The organism is Paenarthrobacter sp. TRD_SC_7 (genome assembly GCF_056156245.1).
The window spans coordinates 2,924,985-2,943,230 of the sequence record NZ_CM149587.1 but is presented as its reverse complement, the minus strand read 5'-3'; the positions used below and the strand labels follow the sequence as shown (position 1 = coordinate 2,943,230).

Annotated in this window: 15 protein-coding genes; 11 read left to right on the top strand and 4 right to left on the bottom strand. The window is 61.4% G+C overall.

From position 1 onward, the window contains the following. Positions 1-21 precede the first annotated feature (21 nt). Positions 22-3,111: a GH92 family glycosyl hydrolase gene (locus AC0J5Z_RS14285; protein WP_475033337.1), complete on the top strand. Its 3,090-nt coding sequence runs from the start codon at positions 22-24 to the stop codon at positions 3,109-3,111. 96 nt (positions 3,112-3,207) lie between these two features. Here AC0J5Z_RS14285 and AC0J5Z_RS14280 read toward each other — a convergent pair whose 3' ends face one another. After that, positions 3,208-3,621, bottom strand: coding sequence for an ROK family protein (locus AC0J5Z_RS14280; RefSeq protein ID WP_475033333.1), 414 nt, complete (start codon positions 3,619-3,621; stop codon positions 3,208-3,210). 280 nt (positions 3,622-3,901) lie between these two features. Here AC0J5Z_RS14280 and AC0J5Z_RS14275 point away from each other — a divergent pair, with 280 nt between their 5' ends. From AC0J5Z_RS14275 to AC0J5Z_RS14240, 8 genes are all read left to right on the top strand, one after another. Next, complete coding sequence (locus AC0J5Z_RS14275; RefSeq protein ID WP_475033331.1) at positions 3,902-5,002, top strand: ferredoxin reductase; 1,101 nt, start codon at positions 3,902-3,904, stop codon at positions 5,000-5,002. Between the two features lie 13 nt (positions 5,003-5,015). Then, entirely contained in the window at positions 5,016-6,176 is a 1,161-nt protein-coding gene (locus tag AC0J5Z_RS14270; RefSeq protein WP_475033327.1) for a fatty acid desaturase family protein, read from the top strand. A 135-nt stretch (positions 6,177-6,311) separates the two neighbouring features. Next, positions 6,312-6,512, top strand: a complete 201-nt coding sequence (locus AC0J5Z_RS14265; protein ID WP_475033325.1) for a hypothetical protein — start codon at positions 6,312-6,314, stop codon at positions 6,510-6,512. A gap of 15 nt (positions 6,513-6,527) precedes the next feature. Then, positions 6,528-7,562 (top strand): AAA family ATPase, encoded by a 1,035-nt coding sequence (locus tag AC0J5Z_RS14260; RefSeq protein WP_475033323.1) that lies wholly within the window; start codon positions 6,528-6,530, stop codon positions 7,560-7,562. Between the two features lie 265 nt (positions 7,563-7,827). Further along, on the top strand, positions 7,828-8,877 hold the full coding sequence (locus AC0J5Z_RS14255; RefSeq protein ID WP_475033321.1) for an iron ABC transporter substrate-binding protein: 1,050 nt from the start codon (positions 7,828-7,830) through the stop codon (positions 8,875-8,877). 4 nt (positions 8,878-8,881) lie between these two features. After that, the gene (locus AC0J5Z_RS14250) at positions 8,882-10,480 is read left to right on the top strand and encodes an ABC transporter permease (protein ID WP_475033319.1); all 1,599 of its coding nucleotides are present in this window, start codon (positions 8,882-8,884) and stop codon (positions 10,478-10,480) included. Beyond that, positions 10,477-11,643, top strand: coding sequence for an ABC transporter ATP-binding protein (locus AC0J5Z_RS14245; RefSeq protein ID WP_475033316.1), 1,167 nt, complete (start codon positions 10,477-10,479; stop codon positions 11,641-11,643). The genes AC0J5Z_RS14250 and AC0J5Z_RS14245 overlap by 4 nt, the downstream gene beginning before the upstream one ends. Before the next feature lie 71 nt (positions 11,644-11,714). After that, positions 11,715-14,309 (top strand): AMP-binding protein, encoded by a 2,595-nt coding sequence (locus tag AC0J5Z_RS14240; RefSeq protein ID WP_475033313.1) that lies wholly within the window; start codon positions 11,715-11,717, stop codon positions 14,307-14,309. A gap of 41 nt (positions 14,310-14,350) precedes the next feature. On the opposite strand, the gene AC0J5Z_RS14235 is transcribed toward AC0J5Z_RS14240, so the two are convergent. Further along, positions 14,351-15,391 carry a DUF808 family protein gene (locus AC0J5Z_RS14235; protein ID WP_475033310.1) on the bottom strand — a complete coding sequence of 347 codons (1,041 nt, stop codon included), beginning with the start codon at positions 15,389-15,391 and terminating at the stop codon, positions 14,351-14,353. Between the two features lie 174 nt (positions 15,392-15,565). Further along, complete coding sequence (locus AC0J5Z_RS14230) at positions 15,566-16,345, bottom strand: type 1 glutamine amidotransferase domain-containing protein (RefSeq protein WP_475033308.1); 780 nt, start codon at positions 16,343-16,345, stop codon at positions 15,566-15,568. A 105-nt stretch (positions 16,346-16,450) separates the two neighbouring features. Between AC0J5Z_RS14230 and AC0J5Z_RS14225 the strand changes: the two genes are divergently transcribed. Further along, positions 16,451-16,582, top strand: coding sequence for a hypothetical protein (locus AC0J5Z_RS14225; RefSeq protein WP_475033306.1), 132 nt, complete (start codon positions 16,451-16,453; stop codon positions 16,580-16,582). A gap of 66 nt (positions 16,583-16,648) precedes the next feature. On the opposite strand, the gene AC0J5Z_RS14220 is transcribed toward AC0J5Z_RS14225, so the two are convergent. Further along, positions 16,649-17,305 carry an ATP-binding cassette domain-containing protein gene (locus tag AC0J5Z_RS14220; protein WP_475033304.1) on the bottom strand — a complete coding sequence of 219 codons (657 nt, stop codon included), beginning with the start codon at positions 17,303-17,305 and terminating at the stop codon, positions 16,649-16,651. A gap of 54 nt (positions 17,306-17,359) precedes the next feature. Between AC0J5Z_RS14220 and aztB the strand changes: the two genes are divergently transcribed. Continuing rightward, the gene (gene aztB, locus AC0J5Z_RS14215; RefSeq protein ID WP_475033302.1) at positions 17,360-18,244 is read left to right on the top strand and encodes a zinc ABC transporter permease AztB; all 885 of its coding nucleotides are present in this window, start codon (positions 17,360-17,362) and stop codon (positions 18,242-18,244) included. Positions 18,245-18,246: the final 2 nt, after the last annotated feature.

Sequence of the window (18,246 nt, the reverse complement as noted above, 5' to 3'; positions counted from 1 at the left end):
GCCGTCGCTGCTAAACCCGGGGTGGGATTCACCTCCACAGAGGCTTTCCCGATCCACGTCCAGGCCGGGAGGGGTACGCATCGATTCGCCATCCCGTGTGAGCTCATCGGCCGTGTTGTCGGAACAGGGGAGGAACTGCAGTGGGCTGTTTTTCCGGAAGCGGTCAAGAGCTTCGAAGGATTGTGGGATTCGACGGCCGCCGCTGTTGATGTGCAGTTCGACGACGGCACATGGCTCAGTGAACTCGACGTAACTGACCAGTACAGCGGAAGGATTTCAGCCAGGGAACAGTACAAATCCAAACGACTTTGGGTGGACCAGTGGAACAGGCGAGCCGTTGAGCTTGCGCCCGCTGCCGGGAAGACAGTCCGCCAGGTCGTCGCGACGGTAGAAGCCTCACCCCGCGCCGATCTTTACGTCTACTTCGACGCAGTGGGCATACAAACCGAACCGGCTCAGCGTACGAACCCGCTGGAATTCGTCGTGACGACGAGGGGCACTCACTCCTCCGACCGGTTCTCGCGGGGAAACACAGCTCCCCTCGTGGCGGTTCCCCACGGCGGGGTTTTCGGACTGCCCATGACCGACGCCTCACGCGGCAACTGGCCTTACGCCTATCACGCACACAATCGGGACAGCGACAACCGCCCGACCATCCAGGCATTCGCGACATCACATATCCCCAGCCCTTGGATGGGGGACAGGGGTGTCTTCCAGGTGATGCCAAGCCCCCTGGCAGACCCGGATACCGACCCTGCCGGCCGCGCCTTGGGGTTTTCGCATACGGATGAACAATGTTCCCCACACCTCTATGCCGTCACACTGGAGGGCGGGATTACGGCGCAACTCACCGCTGGCGACTTCGCACTGGGTATGCGGTTTGATTTCCCTGCCGAGACCGCTTCGCTTGTCTTTGACCATCACGGCCTTGTTCGCGACGTCCGCGTTTATCGGTCAGGGGACGATACGGTCATTGAGGCACTGCTCGACGACCGAAAAGAAACCCCGCCTCACTACATCCACGTGCGGACACCGCACGTCATTGCGGACTGTCTATCTTATGGCGAGGGACGTCTTGGCGGGTACCTCACGGTCAAAACCGGAACCGGCGGCCGTGTCGATGTGATGCTGGGGATCTCGACGGTTGGCTTCGCGCAGGCGGAAGCCAATCTCCGCAGAGCCGGGGATTTCTCAACCATGCTCGCCGAAGCAATCCGTCGCTGGGAGGAGAAGCTAGGCACGTTGAAACTCGGGGGAGCATCAACGGACCAATTGATTTCGTTCTACTCCGGCCTTTACCGTTTGTTCCTTTACCCTAACCGGGCAGGTGAGCCCTCAGAGGCCGGGCAACTCCGTTACCGCTCTCCATACGGCAAGGTTCTCACCAACCCGATCCGTGCCGAGAGCGGCCCGGAGATCATGACGGGCCAATTCTCCACGACGAACGGCTTCTGGGACACCTACCGTACTGCCTGGCCTTTGCTTGGGCTGCTGACGCCGGAGGAAGCGGGCGAACTTGCCCAAGGGTTTGTTCAGCATTTCCTCGACGGCGGATGGACCCCGCGATGGAGCGCCCCCGGAGCTGAAGACATGATGACTGGTACAACGAGCGACACGGTCTTTGCTGACCTGCTCGTCAAGAACATTCCCGGCCTTGATCTCAAGACCGCGTACAGGAGCGCGGTGAAGAACGCCACCGTACCCGCAAATGACTCCCGTGTTGGACGGAAGGGACTAAGCCAGGGCCGGTTCTGCGGATACATTGACACGGACACCCCTGAGGGTCTGTCCTGGACGCTGGACAACGCCATCAATGATTGGGGCACCGCCCAGATGGCCCGCATGCTGCTCAACAGCGTTCCCTCAGCATCCGCTGAGGGCCGCCAATACCAGGCCGAATGCGAGTACTTCGCCCGACGCTCCTTGGCGTACAAGCTCGTTTTCGACCGGAAACGGGGATTCTTCATTGGTCGTCGCCGGGATGGATCATGGCGTGCGGACGAAGGGTTCGATCCCGCCGAGTGGGGACATGACTACACCGAGACAAATGCTTGGGGGACCGCCTTCACCGTTCCTCATGACGGTCTCGGGCTCACGGAATTGCACGGCGGCGAGCATGAGTTGGGCGCCGCGCTGGATAGGTTCTTCGACACACCCGAAACCGGAGACTTATCGAAGTGCGGTTCCTATGGCTTCGTCATCCACGAAATGACTGAGGCGCGGGACGTGCGGATGGGCATGCTTGGCCTGTCAAACCAGCCTGCCCACCACATCCCTTACATGTACATGTTTGCCGGTCGCCACGATGATGCCCACCGCCTTGTGCATGAAGCACTTGCGCGGCTCTTCGTCGGATCGGACATTGGTCAGGGATATCCAGGGGACGAGGACAACGGCGAAATGAGTGCATGGTATGTCTTTGCCTCACTTGGACTATACCCACTCGTTCCGGCCTCGGGGACGTACGTTCTCTTACCGCCCGCCGTCCACCGCGCGGAGCTCCATCCCACAAGCGGTAAACCGACGGTGATCGAAGTTGTCAATCCCGAAGAAGAGGGGATCTACGTCAGATCCGTACACGTCAATGGAGCCTTGTGGGAAGAGATCTCCATCCCACATGATGTGCTGGCCGCCGGCGCGCACATCCAGTTCGAACTCTCGCGGCAACCGTGTGGCTGGGCGGCAAATTCCCGGCCCACTTCGGTATCACCGCAACACGGTTTCACTGTTCCGCTCACCGACGCAACCGGTTCCGGCAGGGGCTACGTTATCCCGGACACCGCTGCGGTCCTCTTTGACGACATCGGGAAGACGTCGGTGACGTTGTCTGAAGGCGCATGCGTTGAGTACAGATTCAACGAACCTACAGCCGTGGAGCTCTACACCGTGACCGCCGCAGAAGCAGGCAGCGTCGGCTGGCGACTTGAGGTGGAGACCGTGGCCGGCGAGGTAGTCGAGATAGACAGGCGGGAAGACGAATGCTTCAACTGGGCAGGGCAAACACGCCCATTTGCTCCAGTCGGGAAAACCGCCCTGATTTCCGCAGTACGCCTTCTGCCAACGGGTGCGTACGCACTGATCCAGCTGGAGTTCTTCCCCGCCGCCCCCTAAGACCCCTCCAAGTGCCAGCGAGCCTGACCGTCGATGGTACCGGGGAGGCGCTCGCACCGTTCTTTGAGAATGCGTGCCCGCCGGGTTCAGTGGCCACTATGTCCGGGTGGATGCGTTTATGGCTGCGGTAATGCGGGCTGGGTCGAGGATTCTGTCCAGGGCGGTACAGGCGCTTCCTGTTATGCCGCCTGCTTTTTTGGCTTTCGTCGCTTCGATCTCGAGGCTGTCGGTTGCGAAGGGCTGGCATTCTGTGTAGATCGCTGACTGGACGCCGCTGATGAACGATTCGGCTTCGCTGAGATTCCCGCCAAGGATTACGCGTCGAGGGTTGAAGAAGTTAACGATTGAGGACAGAACGACTCCAGTGCGATTGCCCGCTTCACGCAACAGGTGGGTTGCGATGGGATGGCCGTTGGCGGCTAAACGGATAAGGTCGGGGGTATCTGTGACGGCCTCGCCCGCATCGCGAAGGACATTGACGATCGCTGCGCCGCCGGCGTCTGTGAACACCTAAGTGAGGGTTTGCATGGAATCCGGTGGAAGTATTACTGTCTAGCTACTGAAACCGGCATGGGCGACAGAGCCCGGGGAGGAGGAGCGCATCACCGCTGACCAATCCAAGCATCATGTCCCGTTCCCGTTGAAAGCCCCTCCCGAGGGGCTTTCCCTATGCCTGGTAACGGTGCACCCGCCAGAAGTATCGTAAGTATGCTTATAATATTTTGGTAATATGGACATTCCGGCCGATGCGGTCGGGGTCCTTGTTTTCAGTCGTTGCGAAGAGTAGCCCATGTTCAGTTTTCGGCCGCTGGCCCGCATCGCTTCGGTTTTGACCACACCGCTGGCGCCGGAAGATGTCCTGGCATTGTTCAATCCGGTCTATTCGGCTCGTCAGCTACGTGGAGTCGTCACTAAGGTTGTCCCGGAGACGGCAGATTCGGCAACTATTTTCTTCCGGCCCGGCAGGGGCTGGCGGGCCCACCTTGCTGGCCAGTGGGCGAGGGTCGGCGTCGAGCTCAACGGGGTGCGTCAGTGGCGTTCCTATTCACTAAGTGCGCCGGCAGGCGAGGACCCGGCTATTACCGTCACTGACGTTGGTTCTGTGTCCGGAGCCCTGGTTCGCGAGACGAAGGTTGGTGATGTCCTTTTCCTGGCTCCGCCTCAGGGCGATTTTGTCCTGCCTAAGCACCCCCGTTCCCTTCTGATGCTCACGGCTGGGAGCGGGATCACTCCTGTCATGTCAATGATTCGGACACTTGTCCCAAGCCGTCCCGACGCAGATGTCGTGCTGATCCATTCTTCTCGGGGGGAAGGCGACAGTATCTTTCGTGAGGAACTGGCTGAACTTGCTGATCAGTTTCCGAATTTCCGCCAGGTGCAGTGGCACACCCAGGGGCGTGGTCGTATGGACTTCACATCACCGGCCGTTCTTAATGAAATTTGCCCGGACTGGCGGGACAGGGCCGCATATGCGTGCGGCCCCGAGACTTTCCTGGATGATGCCGAGGCTATGTGGAATCAGGCAGCGCTGGCTGAGACCGCCACCTCGAGAGAGGAAGCCGTTAGTCGACAGGGGCAGGGTTCGCTCACTATTGAGCGGTTCAGTACCGAGCTTCTGGGCGGGGAAGGCAGTGAGGGTGGCTTGGTCACCTTTGAAGCTTCCGACCGTGAGGTGCTGGCCGATGGGGGTGTCCCCATCCTCGACGTCGGCGAGGACGCAGGGGTGCTGATGCCCAGTGGCTGTCGCATGGGTATCTGTCACAGCTGTCTTACCCCGTTGCTGTCAGGCAGCGTCCGCGACCTGCGAACCGGTGAAGTGCATGGCGCGCCCGGCGAACTCATCCAAACGTGTGTCTCGGCAGCCGTCGGGCCCGTCAACCTCGAAATCTGAGGAGTACAACCGCATGTCAGTAGTTTCAGCTAAAAGCCCGGCCACCGCCGTCGGGCCCAAGACCCGGCCTGGTGCCCTGGCCGAGGCGGGCAGGCCCACGGTGCGTCCACCGGCGGCCGCGCACTTGAGCGACGAGCAAGTGGCCCAACTGGGCCGCGAGCTCGATGCGCTCCGTGACGACATCCTGGCCAAGCGCGGCTCCAGCGATGCTGCGTACATCAGGCGCATGATCAAGATCCAGCGAGGATTGGAAGTCTCCGGTCGTGCCGCGTTGCTGGTCAGCAAAAACAAGGCGGCCTGGATCACCGGTACAGCTCTCCTCAGCGTTGCCAAGGTCCTTGAGAACATGGAACTGGGCCACAATATCCTCCATGGCCAGTGGGACTGGATGCGCGATCCGGACATCCACTCCACCACCTGGGAATGGGACTTCGTGACCCCGTCACGTTCGTGGCAGCACACCCACAACGATCTCCACCACCGCTGGACCAACGTCGTCGGCAAGGACCGCGACGTCGGGTACAACCTTCTGCGCATGGATCCCGACCAGGAATGGAAGCCCTTCAACCTGGGCAACCCCCTCTACAATGCCCTGCTCGCGCCCGTTTTCGAATGGGGCATAGCCATCTACGACCTGGAGATCCCCGAGTACAAGGAGGGCCTGAAATCCAGGGAGGCCATGAACAAGGACCTCAAGGCTCTGGGGCGCAAGGCCGTCAAACAGTTCGCCAAGGACTATGCAGCAACGCCGGCCCTGGCCATGCTTACAGGCTCCGGAAAGCAAGCCCTCTACGGCACCCTCGCTGCCAACGCCATCCGCAATGTCTGGGCCCACGCCGTCATTTTCTGCGGCCACTTCCCCGAAGGAACGGACACGTTCACCGAGGAAATGGTGGAAGGCGAAACCCGCGGCGACTGGTACGTACGTCAGATGATCGGATCCGCCAACATCTCAGGGCCACGTTTCATGCACCTTATGACCGGAAACCTCTCGCATCAGATCGAGCACCACCTCTTCCCCGACCTTCCCTCCAACCGCTACGCCGAGATTGCCCCCAAGGTCCGCGAAATCTGCAAACGCTACGACCTGAAGTACACCACAGGGCCGCTGCTGAAGCAGGTCGGCTCCGCTTGGGCCAAAGTCTTCAAGCTCGCCTTGCCACCAAAGCAGTAGAGGCGATGCCGCTTTCGCCCACTTGGCGCTGCGAACCAATCGAAGCGTAGGCACGGAACGCTAGGGCACCGCTTTGGTGGAACGGTAGCTCGCCTGCTTTTGGCTGCCAGTCACCTGTGGGTGAGTGGGCGGGCGATGGTCTCTCCGCAGTTCGCTGACCGGGATCAGGACCAGGCCGCAGTCGAAGGGGACTACGTAAATCAGGACCCGGCCCAGGTGGCACGGGAATTGGTAACGGCCCGCATTATCCAATGGAGCCTGCCTGTGCCACGTGAACACTACGACCACTGGGGAGTGGTTACTGGAGAGGCCAACCCAGCCCGCCAGGTGATCTAGTACTACAGTGGATGTATGGCTGCCGGCCGCAATCCGCTCGATGACCTGCGCGAAACCATCGGCCATCTGGTCGATCAGCTCAAGCTGCCTGGTTCAGAGCGCGTCGACGACCTGGTCGGCGATCTCATCGGTGCGAGGCCCGGGCCGGCCCGGCCGCTCTCCGAGGTGCAGGCTGAACTCGATGCGCTGGTCGGTCTGGAGACCGTGAAAGAACAGGTGCGGGCCCTCGTCGCATTGCTCCAGGTCCAGGCCCGCCGTAAAACGCACGGCCTGCCTGAGGTGGCAACATCACAGCATCTGGTGTTCCTCGGAAACCCGGGCACGGGCAAGACGACCGTAGCGCGGCTCCTGGCCGAGATGTACCGTGCGGTCGGTCTGTTGCAGAAAGGACACCTGGTCGAGGTCGACCGTTCGGGCCTGGTGGGGCAGTACGTCGGGGCGACCGCCATCAAGACGGACCGGGTAATCCGGCGTGCGCTGGACGGTGTCCTGTTCATCGACGAGGCGTACGCGCTGGCCCCGGAGGACGGCCGGATGGACTTCGGCCCTGAAGCGATCGAGATCCTGCTCAAGCGGATGGAGGATCACCGACACCGCTTGGTGGTGATCGTCGCCGGGTACCCGCGGCTGATGGAGTCCTTCTTGCTCTCCAACCCCGGGCTGCGCTCTCGGTTTGCCCGCGAGATCACGTTCCCCGACTACTCCGTCGACGAACTCCAGACGATTTTCCACCAGATGCTGGCCCAACACGAGTACACCCTGGAGCCTGGTGCGGACCAGATGTTGCGTCGCATCCTCACCGGGCTCCACGCTGGCGAGGACTCGGGCAACGCCCGGTTCGCCCGCACGCTGTTCGAGCAGGCGCTCAACCGCCAGGCGCTGCGGTTGTCGCTAGACGAGGAACAAAGTCTCGATGCGCTTGATCGTGAGGCCGTCATGAAGCTCACCGCGGACGACATCGTCGAGGCCGCGCTGGCCTTGGGTGAGGAGCCTGAGCCGGAAGCGACGCCGGAACCGGAACGGTCGCGCTGGTGGCACTGGCTGGCCTGACCGGATCTGCGGAGGTGCAAAGCGAATGCCGGTAATCCTGTCCGCGGTTTTTCAGCAAGCTGTCTCGTCGTAATCCGTCTCCACCCGGCAAGCTTCTTGACGGTAGTGGCGCAGCAGACCATCGCCGAAAATGCGATTTCTTCGTAACAAACGGGATCCACACCACAGAGGCTGAGTCTCGCATTGAATGCTTAGGCTTGGCTAACCTAAAGTTCTCGGAGGAGATAGTTCCCAATTCTTCATCTTCCCCAAGAAAGTAGTCCCCATGAAGTTCCGCAAGAACGCGCTGGCCGGAGTCGCACTCGCCGCCACCGCAACCCTCGGCCTCGCGGCCTGTGGCTCCAACGCCGGCACCGCGCCTGCCGCCTCCGAAACTGCTGCTTCAGGCGATGGCATCACGGTTTACAACGCCCAGCATGAGAGCCTGACCAAGGAATGGATCGAGGCCTTTACCAAGGAGACCGGCATCAAGGTCACCCTTCGCCAGGGTTCGGACACCGAGATGTCCAACCAGATCGTCCAGGAGGGTGCAGCGTCCCCGGCGGACGTTTTCCTGACGGAGAATTCCCCTGCAATGGCGCAGGTGGAAAACGCAGGCCTCTTCGCTGACGTGGAGAAGAGCACCATTGATCAGGTCCCGGCAGAGTTCCGTCCCTCCACGGGTAAGTGGACCGGCATAGCCGCCCGCTCCACGGTATTGGTCTATGACAAGAACAAAATCAGCGAAGAGAAGCTGCCCAAGTCGATGCTTGATCTGGCCGACCCCGAATGGAAAGGCAAGTGGGCTGCCTCGCCTACCGGCGCCGACTATCAGGCAATCGTTGCCGCCCTGCTCGAACTCAAGGGCGAGGCCGCTACTGAGGCCTGGCTTAAGGGCATGAAGGAAAACTTCAAGGCCTACAAGGGCAACGGCACCGCCATGAAGGCTGTCAACGCCGGAGAAGTCGACGCCGCACTGATCTACCACTACTACTATTACGGCGACCAGGCCAAGACCGGCGAGAACTCCAAGAACGTCACGCCGTACTACTTCAAGAACCAGGATCCCGGAGCGTTCCTCTCCATCTCCGGTGGCGGTGTCCTGAAGTCCTCCAAGAAGGCGGCCGACGCCCAGGCGTTCCTGAAGTTCATCACGGGCAAGCAAGGCCAGGAGATCCTCAAGACAGGAACCTCTTTCGAGTACGCCATCGCGTCGCAGGTTGATGCCAACGAGAAGCTGGTACCCATCAAGGACCTGCAGCCCCCTGCTGTTGACCCGGCCAAACTGAACTCCACCAAGGTCACCGAGCTGATGACCAAGGCAGGACTGCTGTAATTCCGTGAGCGTTCGACTTTCGGCTCCCGGCTCGCAGAGTTCGGAAAGCACGACGACGGCGGGTGGGGGCAAGCGCCCCCGCCCGCCTTTCGGCGTTTCCACCGTGTCCTTGCTGGCAGTGCTGATAGCACTGTTTTCGCTGGTGCCTTTGGGCTATGTCGTCTACATGACGGCAGCGACAGGCTGGGACACCGCCGTCGAACTCATTGTCCGACCGCGGGTCGGCGAGTTGCTGTTAAACACCATCATGCTGATGGTTATTACAGTTCCACTGTGCCTCATTCTTGGAGTCGGCGGTGCTTGGCTGGTGGAGCGAACCAGCCTCCGCGGGCACCGCTTGTGGGCCGTCGCGTTGGCGGCGCCCTTGGCAATCCCTGCGTTTGTGAACAGCTACTCATGGGTGTCCGCGGTTCCTTCGTTGGAGGGAGTTTGGTCTGGCGTGCTGATCGCGACGTTGTCCTATTTCCCGCTCGTCTACATTCCGGCAGCCGCCACTCTGGCGAGGCTGGACCCGGCTATGGAACAGTCCGCCGCTTCGATGGGTTTTGGCCCGTGGGCGGTGTTCTTCCGCGTGGTACTGCCGCAGCTTCGCATCGCAATGACCGGCGGTGCACTGCTGGTGGCGTTGCACCTCCTCGCGGAATATGGAGCCTTCGCCATGATCCGTTTCGATACCTTCACCACCGCGATCATGGTCCAGTTCCAGTCGACGTTCAATGGCACAGCAGGCAACATGCTGGCCAGCGTCCTGGTCTTCCTTTGCCTCATCCTGTTGCTCGCCGAGGTGAAGAGCCGCGGAACAGCCCGCTATGCCCGCATAGGTTCCGGTGCACAGGCCAAAGCCACCAGGATTCCGCTCGGCCGTTATCAGGCGCCGGCGCAACTGGGGTTGTTGAGTCTGACCGTCCTGGCTTTCGGGCTACCTGTGTGGTTGGTGTTGCGTTGGACCTTGGCTGGAGGGCCGGAGGTCTGGGCAGCGGACGAGTTCGTCCCGGCGCTCCTGCAAACCCTTATGTACGGGGCAGTGGGCGCTGCAGCTACCACGGTGGTGGCCTTCCCCCTGGCGTACCTGGCTGTTCGGCATCCGAGCTGGTTCAGTAAATTCCTTGAGCTCTCCAATTACGTGACCAGCTCACTGCCGGGGATCGTGGTCGGCCTTGCGTTCGTCACCGTCAGCATTCGCGCCATTCCAGGTCTCTACCAAACCGCGGGTGTCCTGATCGCTGCCTACGTGCTGCTTTTCGTGCCGCGGGCCTTGGTGAACCTCCGTTCCGGTCTGGCCCAAGCGCCCAAGGAGCTCGACGAGGCCGCCCAGTCCCTGGGTAAGGCTCCACTGGTGTCATTCTTCAAAGTCACCCTGCGGCTCACTGCCCCGGCCGCTGCCGGGGGAGCGGCCCTGGTTTTCCTCGCCATCGTCAATGAACTCACGGCAACGCTCCTGCTCGCGCCCAACGGCACCCGAACCTTGGCAACAGAGTTCTGGAGCAAGAGTAGCGAAATCGACTACACCGGCGCGGCACCGTATGCCTTGCTGATGATCCTGCTCTCGGCCCCCATGACGTACCTCCTCTTCCAACAGTCCAAGAAAGTGGCTGGACAGTGACTACTCATTCCTCCCCGGGTTTCGCGGCTCCGCGCGTTGCACCCTCTGTTGCACCAACAACGGACACTCACCTCGACATTGCCGGCGTCACCAAGAATTTTGGTCCGCAGACAGTGTTAAGGGGAATTGACCTCTCCGTATCCAAAGGGGGCACCACGGCTATTGTGGGTCCGTCAGGCTCGGGCAAGACCACGTTACTCAGGCTCATCGCCGGTTTTGAGAATCCTTCCGACGGCGCGATCAGCCTGAAGGGATCTCCCGTTGCGGGAAACGGGGTATGGGTTCCCGCGCACAAACGGCACGTGGGCTACGTTGCCCAGGACGGCGCCCTCTTCCCGCACCTGACCGTTGGGCAGAACATCTCCTTCGGTCTGGACGTTGGAAAGCTCGACGGCGGTCGGCGTGGCGTCCGGGCACGCGTGGAGGAACTGCTCACCATGGTTTCGCTCGATGCGTCCATGGCGAAGCGCCGGCCCCACCAGTTATCGGGCGGTCAGCAACAGCGGGTTGCCTTGGCCCGGGCGATGGCCCGCGAGCCCGAACTGATGCTGCTCGATGAGCCATTCTCAGCCCTTGACGCCGGTCTTCGCGTGGCGACGCGGAGAGCCATAGCCAAGGTTCTGAGCGAAGCAGGCGTGACCACTATCCTGGTCACCCATGATCAAGCCGAAGCCTTGTCCTTCGCGGATCAGGTAGCCATTATGCGTGATGGAAAGCTGGCCCAGATTGGCAACCCATTCGTCGTTTACACGCGCCCCGCGGACCGTGCCACCGCCGAGTTCCTTGGCGAGGCTGTCATCCTGGACGCCTGGATGGAAGGCTCCCTGGCTACATGCTCGCTGGGAGGTATCCCCGTCAGGCGCCCGCCCGCACAAGGTAAGGTCCAACTCATGCTCCGGCCGGAACAAATCCGCATCGCCCCGGATGGCCCCATCCGTGGCGTCGTAGTGGACACTGATTACTTCGGACCTGAAACCACCGTGCGCATCAAACTCGGTGCTTATGCTGCACCCGACGGAGGAAGCACGGGCAACGGCCACCGCTACCCAGGCGGCGGCGAAGTCATCACCATCAGGCATTGGAATGCATCCATCACCAAACCTGGAACGGAGCTCAGCCTCCGGGTGGTTGGTGAAGGCGTCGCGTTCACCGTGAGCGGTTAACGGAAGTCATATTTGGGCGCAGACCATTATCAAGTTGAGTTAGGTTAGCTTTACCTTGTTAAATCCCGGGTGTGACTATTCAGCCGGATTTGGCCGGAATCTCGTTCGCCGCCAACCTGGCCTCGTTCGGAGACCGTACCGCCATCAGCGTTGGGGAACGCTCAATTAGCTATCATGAGCTGGCCCAACTCGTAGGGGCGATGGCGCGCTCGTTCGGTCCCGCCCGGCGCCTGATCGCACTGGAAGCCGAGAACACCTTGTCGGCTCTGACGGTCTACCTCGCTGCGATGGCGTCTGGACATCCCCTGCTGATATTGCCCTCGGGTGGTGGCCAAGCCTCCGAAGCACTCATTGCCGCCTACGATCCCGACATCGTCGCCCGCTCAGCACAGGACGAATTCTTCCTGGACATCCGGAGGGACGAGACCCGACACGATTTACATCCTGAGTTGGCGCTCTTGGTCAGCACCTCCGGTTCCACCGGATCACCGAAACTTGTCCGTATCTCCGGCGCCTCCGTTCAGGCCAACGCGGCCGCTATCGCCGAGTACTTGCACCTGCGTCGAAGTGACACCGCAGCCACCACGCTTCCCCTCTCGTACTGCTACGGGATGAGCGTGGTCAACAGCCACTTGCTGGTGGGCGCATCTTTGGTACTGACAGACCTTTCGGTGGTGGATCCCTGTTTTTGGGACTTGGTCCGGTCCCGACACGTGACGTCATTTGCCGCCGTGCCGTACACGTTCGAGCTCCTTGACCGGGTCGGCTTCGAGCGCATGGACCTTCCGAGCCTGCGGTACATCACCCAGGCCGGCGGCCGCTTGGCGCCGGAAAAGGTCCGTTCATATGTTGAACTGGGCCAAAAACGCGGTTGGGACCTTTTTGTCATGTACGGACAGACTGAAGCCACGGCCCGCATGGCCTACCTGCCACCCGACCAAGCAGCCGAGCACCCGCACGCTATCGGAGTGCCCGTTCCCGGCGGGTCATTCCGGCTCGAACCAGTACCGGGGTTGGACGCCAGCGAACTGATATTCAGCGGTCCCAACGTCATGCTGGGCTATGCGGAGCGACCCGAGGATCTGGCTCTCGGCCGCGAAGTTACGGAGCTCCGTACCGGTGACCTTGCCCGTCAAGGCCCGGGCGGCCTCTATGAGATCGTTGGCCGGCGCAGCAGATTCGTCAAAATCGCTGGGCTCCGGATTGATCTGGGACAAGTAGAGCAGATACTTTCAGACCTCGGCCTTAGTGCCGCCGCTGCCGGCTCGGACGAGATGGTGGTGGCAGCTGTGGAAGGGGACCGTGACCTTGCGTTGGTCGCCAAAACACTGGCGCAGGACCTGGGGGTGCCGCGTGCCGCCGTCGAACTTCATCCTGTACCGTCCATTCCGAGGCTGGCCAACGGGAAACCTGACTACCCCGCCATCCAGGCATTGTCCCACCAGCCCGATTTGAATCGGCAACCAGAGACGGCGGCCGGTGCGGTTTCAGTGTCATCGACGGACACAGTACGGGAGATTTTCGAGGACGTCCTCGAATGCCAGGACGTCAAAGACTCCGACACGTTCGTTTCCTTGGGTGGTGACTCGCTTTCGTACGTGGCTGCTTCCGTCCGCCTGGAGCGCGCGCTCGGCTGCCTTCCCAGTGGTTGGCACTTGATGCCTGTCTGTGAGCTCACACCGGCCCCTTTGTCCGCTGATCGCCAGTCCGGCGCGGTGACCAGCAGAACGGGCACGGCCAGGACGTGGCGGGGACGGCTGTTCGCCCGAATGGAGACAGGCATTGTTCTGCGTGCTGTGGCAATAGTCTTCATTGTTTCCACGCACTTCAAGTTCTTCGACTGGGAAGGAACAGCCCATGTCCTGATGGCGCTGGCAGGCTATAATTTTGCCCGCTTCCAGTTGTCAGGTGCCCGCAAGGAGCGGTTGCTGAGGCAACTGCGGGCCGTTGCACGGATCGTGCTTCCAAGCGTCGTCGTAATCGCCGTCGCGTTTGCGCTCACGGACGAGTATGGCTGGCACAATGTGTTCTTGCTGAACTCTCTACTAGGCCCTCAGGGGTGGACGGATATGTCCCGCTTCTGGTTCGTTGAAGTGCTGGTCCATACCTTGCTCGGCTTGGCTGTGCTGCTCGCAATACCGGCGGTGGATCGTATCCAGCGCAGGTGGCCTTGGGGGTTCCCTCTGGCGTTGGCGGGCGTTGACTTACTGCAGCGCTTCGACGTCGTCGCACTGCCGTATCCCGGGCAGGGGCCCGTTCTGTGGCTCTTTGCACTGGGTTGGGCGGCTGCGGCCTCAAGCACCGTCCGGCAGCGAGCCGTGGTCACCGCTGTGGCCCTGGTGACGATTCCCGGTTCGTTTGCGAACGAATACCGCAGTGCCACCATCCTGGTTGGGTTCCTTATCCTGCTGTGGATCCCAACGCTGCCGGTGCCGCGCGGACTGCATCGAATCACAGCTCTGCTGGCCACGTCTTCACTGTATGTCTATGTCACGCACTGGCTGATTTACCCCTTGTTGGTGGAGGGGGACAAAGGCTTTGCCGTCCTTGCCTCCTTGGCCGTGGGTGTGGCCTACTGGGCTGCCGCCACTCGCGCCATGGCCAGCGCGGAGCGGTGGCTTCGAGTCCGCCGTCCGAGGGAGCATCACTGTCGAAACGCTTCCTGAGTGCCGCTAGGGATGACTCTAGCCGCGCCACCGTTTAACGATCATTGATGACGGTCCTGCTTGGAGCCTGGATCGTCGTTACGCTTTGCGGGCCGATGGCCTGCAATTGCGGCGCGGACATCGCCTTCTTGGTGTCCGTCCTTCTTCTTGCCAAACGGCAGCACCTTTAGCAGCGGGTGCAAGATGACCATGATGACCAGACCCCAAACGGCTCCGAGAATGGCTGAGCACAACGTGTTCACGAGCCAGGCAAGGAAGCCGCCCACCACAGGGATCCCGGCGAAGGGTGTCTCGAGTACATGAACCAGATCGTAAGGGCCGTGCCAGCCGAGGTCGTATGCACCCTGCAGCATGATGTGACCACCAACCCACAGCATGGCTATCGTCCCAATGAGGGTGATCGCGGCCAGTACGGCTGGCATTCCCTTGACCAGCATCCGCCCGAAGCGCTGAGAGCCCGCGGAGGCCTTGGTGGTCAGGTGCAGGCCGATGTCGTCCATCTTGACGATGAGTCCGACGGCGCCGTACACGATGACCGTGATCGCAATCGCTACGACGACGAGGATGAACGCTCGGACCCATAGAGACTCACTGGCTACCTCGTTCATCGCGATGACCATAATCTCGCAGGACAGGATGAAATCGGTGGTGATGGCGCCCTTGGTAACCTTGGCTTCCGCGTCAGGTCCGCGTTGGACGGCCGGCGCGTTCTCGGTGGCGGAATGGCCGCGAAGCTTGTGCCAAACCTTTTCGGCGCCCTCGTAGCAGAGGTAGGTGCCGCCCAGCATGAGGATGAACGGGATTACTCCCGGGATGAAGGCACTGACGAGCAGCAGCGCTGGCAGGATGATGACCAGTTTGTTTCGCAGCGAGCCCCAGAAGATGCGTTTGATCATCGGCAGCTCGCGTGACGGGTCCGCCCCGGATACGTATTGCGGCGTGACAGCGGCGTCGTCGATTACAACGCCGGCGGCCTTGGCCCCTGCCTTGGCGGCGCCTGCGGCGATGTCGTCCACTGACGCAGCTGCTATGCGGGCCAAGGCTGCGACGTCATCCAAAAGTGCTACGAGACCGCCGCTCACAGAACCACCCCGTCCTGCTTAAGGGCGGACAGCTGCATGTGAATACCTGGGTCGAGGCGCGTAATTGGCATGTTCGGAGTATACGACGGCGGGCAAAACCGTAGACGTGCGTGACGCACGGTAACCGGAACGGCCCCCCAGGATTGGGGGGCCGGGCGTCCCAGTGCCAGAGGACTAGTGTTCGGTGTCCGCCGCTGCCTTTTTCTTGGCGGTCTTTTCCGCGTCCTTCTCAGCGCGCAGGGCCTCCGCTTCGTGCTGCTCCTCGGCCTTTTCCTGGTGGATGACCTGGGCGAAGAGCTTCTCCATTTCCTTGGCTACGCCGGCTGCCGAGGCAGGATTCTGGCCGGTTACAAGTCGATCGTCCACCGCTATTTTCTCTTCAAAGACACCGGCGGAGACGTGATGCGCTCCCTGTTCCTCCAGCCGGTCTGCCAGGAAGAACGGAATGACCTTGTCCTTCCCGGCGGCCACTTCCTCGTCGTTGGTGAATGCGGCGACGTCCCGACCCTGAACGAGGCGGAACCCGTTCTCCAATTCCACATTCAGCAGTCCAGCCGGGCCGTGGCAAACCGCGCCCACCAAGCCTCCGCCGTCGTAGACGCTGGCTACCAAACGCTGTAATCCTTCGCTGTCCGGGAAGTCCCACATAGTGCCGTGTCCTCCCACGAGGTAGACGGCATCGTACTGCCCGGGATCAATGACGTCGACGCGGGCAGTGTTATAAAGCCCGGCGCGAGTGGCCTCATCCTTCGTGAAGGCAGCTTGGATGGGATCATCCATGTCAACCTCGTCGCTGGGAGGCTGGCCGCCCTTGATGGAGGCAAAATCGACGAAGTGACCCGAGTCTTTGAAGACCTTCCAGGGATGTGCGGCTTCGGCCACGTTGTAGCCGGTCTTCTTGCCCGTATCGCCGAGCTCGGACACGCTGGTCAGTACCATGAGGATTTTCTTCATGAAGTGCTCCTTTCGTCCAACGTCCACACTACGCCCCACCCTTTTCGGGCCTCTGACGGGCTGAAGATTCCGAATACTGTCCGTAGGCGCCCCTATGCTTGCCTCATGTCTACTGATGAAGAGAAGGACCCTCCCGTTCCTGCTGACGTTGAGGGCAAGATCCCGAAAAAAGTTCACGACGCCCCGGATGAAAAGTCACCGGAAGCATCCACCGACGAACCCGGCGAAGACTACTAGGGTAGCGCCAGCCATGGCGACCGGAGCACCGGTGATCCCGAAGGTCATCTGCACTGCGGTTCCCGGTTAGCTCACCCGCCGCCCGGCGATCAGCCTCACCACACAATCTGCGGCTGCAATTGATTCTTCATCATGGCTGACGCAGGCCACTGCTGCACCACGCGCTGCTTCTGCTGCGAGCATTGCCCTGGTGCGCTGGCGGCTCTCCAGATCCAGCCCCGCCGCGGGTTCATCGAGTAGGAAGATCCGTGCACGGCGCGCTATGCCTTGGGCCAGTAGCGCACGCTGTCGTTGGCCTCCGGATAAGGCATTGAACGGCGATGACGCGTGTTCTGTGAGCTGGACGCGAGCCAAGGCCTCGGCTACCCGCGCTTGTCGCTCCGCTGCTCCTATTTTGGGTGCCCGGCTTTTCGGTTCCCGGCCTGACAGATCGCCCCACGTGCCCATGGTCACCACGTCCCGAACGGTGAGGGGGAGAGCATCAGGGGTTGTCACCCGTTGAACAACCAAGGCCACGTCGTCCTTGCGGTCCACCGTCCCACGGGCAGCTTTACGAACCCCCGCAAGGATCTCGATGAGGGTCGATTTGCCTGCTCCATTGGGGCCGGCGATGGCCGTGACTTTGCCCCATTCGAGGTCGAGGTCAACGCCAACCAGGGCGGGGGCGGGGCCAAAGCTGAAGTGAAGGTTGCGGGCGCGAAGGGCGGATTCTGAAAAGATCACACTCGATTCTAATCGCTTTTGATAATGAATCTCAATATGCTTTACAGTGGCTGAGTGCATTGGCTAACTGAACCGTTTACCGCAGACTTCTTCCTCCGGGCCCTCGTCGGTGGCGCCTTCGTCGCGATCATCTGCGGTGTCGTTGGCACTTGGGTCATCATTCGAGGGATGGCCTTCCTTGGCGAAGCCATCGGTCACGGGATGCTGCCAGGTGTGGCGCTGGCAACAGTCGCAGGCGCTCCGGCCATAGCGGGCGGGGCCGTGAGCGCGGTCGTCATGAGCGCGATGATCAGCCTGCTGCAGCGCCGCGGCCGCTTGTCGTATGACACCAGCATCGGCCTCCTCTTCGTCTCCATGCTGTCGCTCGGGGTCATCATTGTGTCCCACTCACGCTCTTTTGCCACGGACGCAACCGCCATGCTGTTTGGTGACATCCTCGCCATGGACGAGGGCGACCTGCTGGGGCTGTTCCTGGCGGCGATTGCCACCATCTTGATCGCCGTCATCTTCCACCGCAGCTTCGTTGCCGCAGCCTTTGATACGCGCATCGCCCAAACATTGGGACTCCGTCCACATGTAGCCCAGCTGGCACTGGTGGGATTGGTAACCCTTGCTGTTGTCTCTTCCTACCAAGCTGTGGGCTCGCTGCTGGTAGTGGGACTCCTGCTCGCGCCGGCAGTTGCGGCCAGCCCGTGGACACGCAGCATTCCGGCCCGTATGGCGGTAGCAGCCACCTTCGGCATTGTGGCTGTGGCTCTTGGCCTGTTGTGTTCCTGGTATGCCGGCACAGCGGCCGGCGCGTCCATTGCCATGGCCGCCATCGCTTTGGCCGCCCTGTCCGCTATTGGTGGGCAGCTAAACACCGGACGCCGCACGCGGGCGGTCAAAACTTCTGAGCCGGAACCGGCCCCTGTCTTTGTATCCCTCACTGGAAAGTAGCC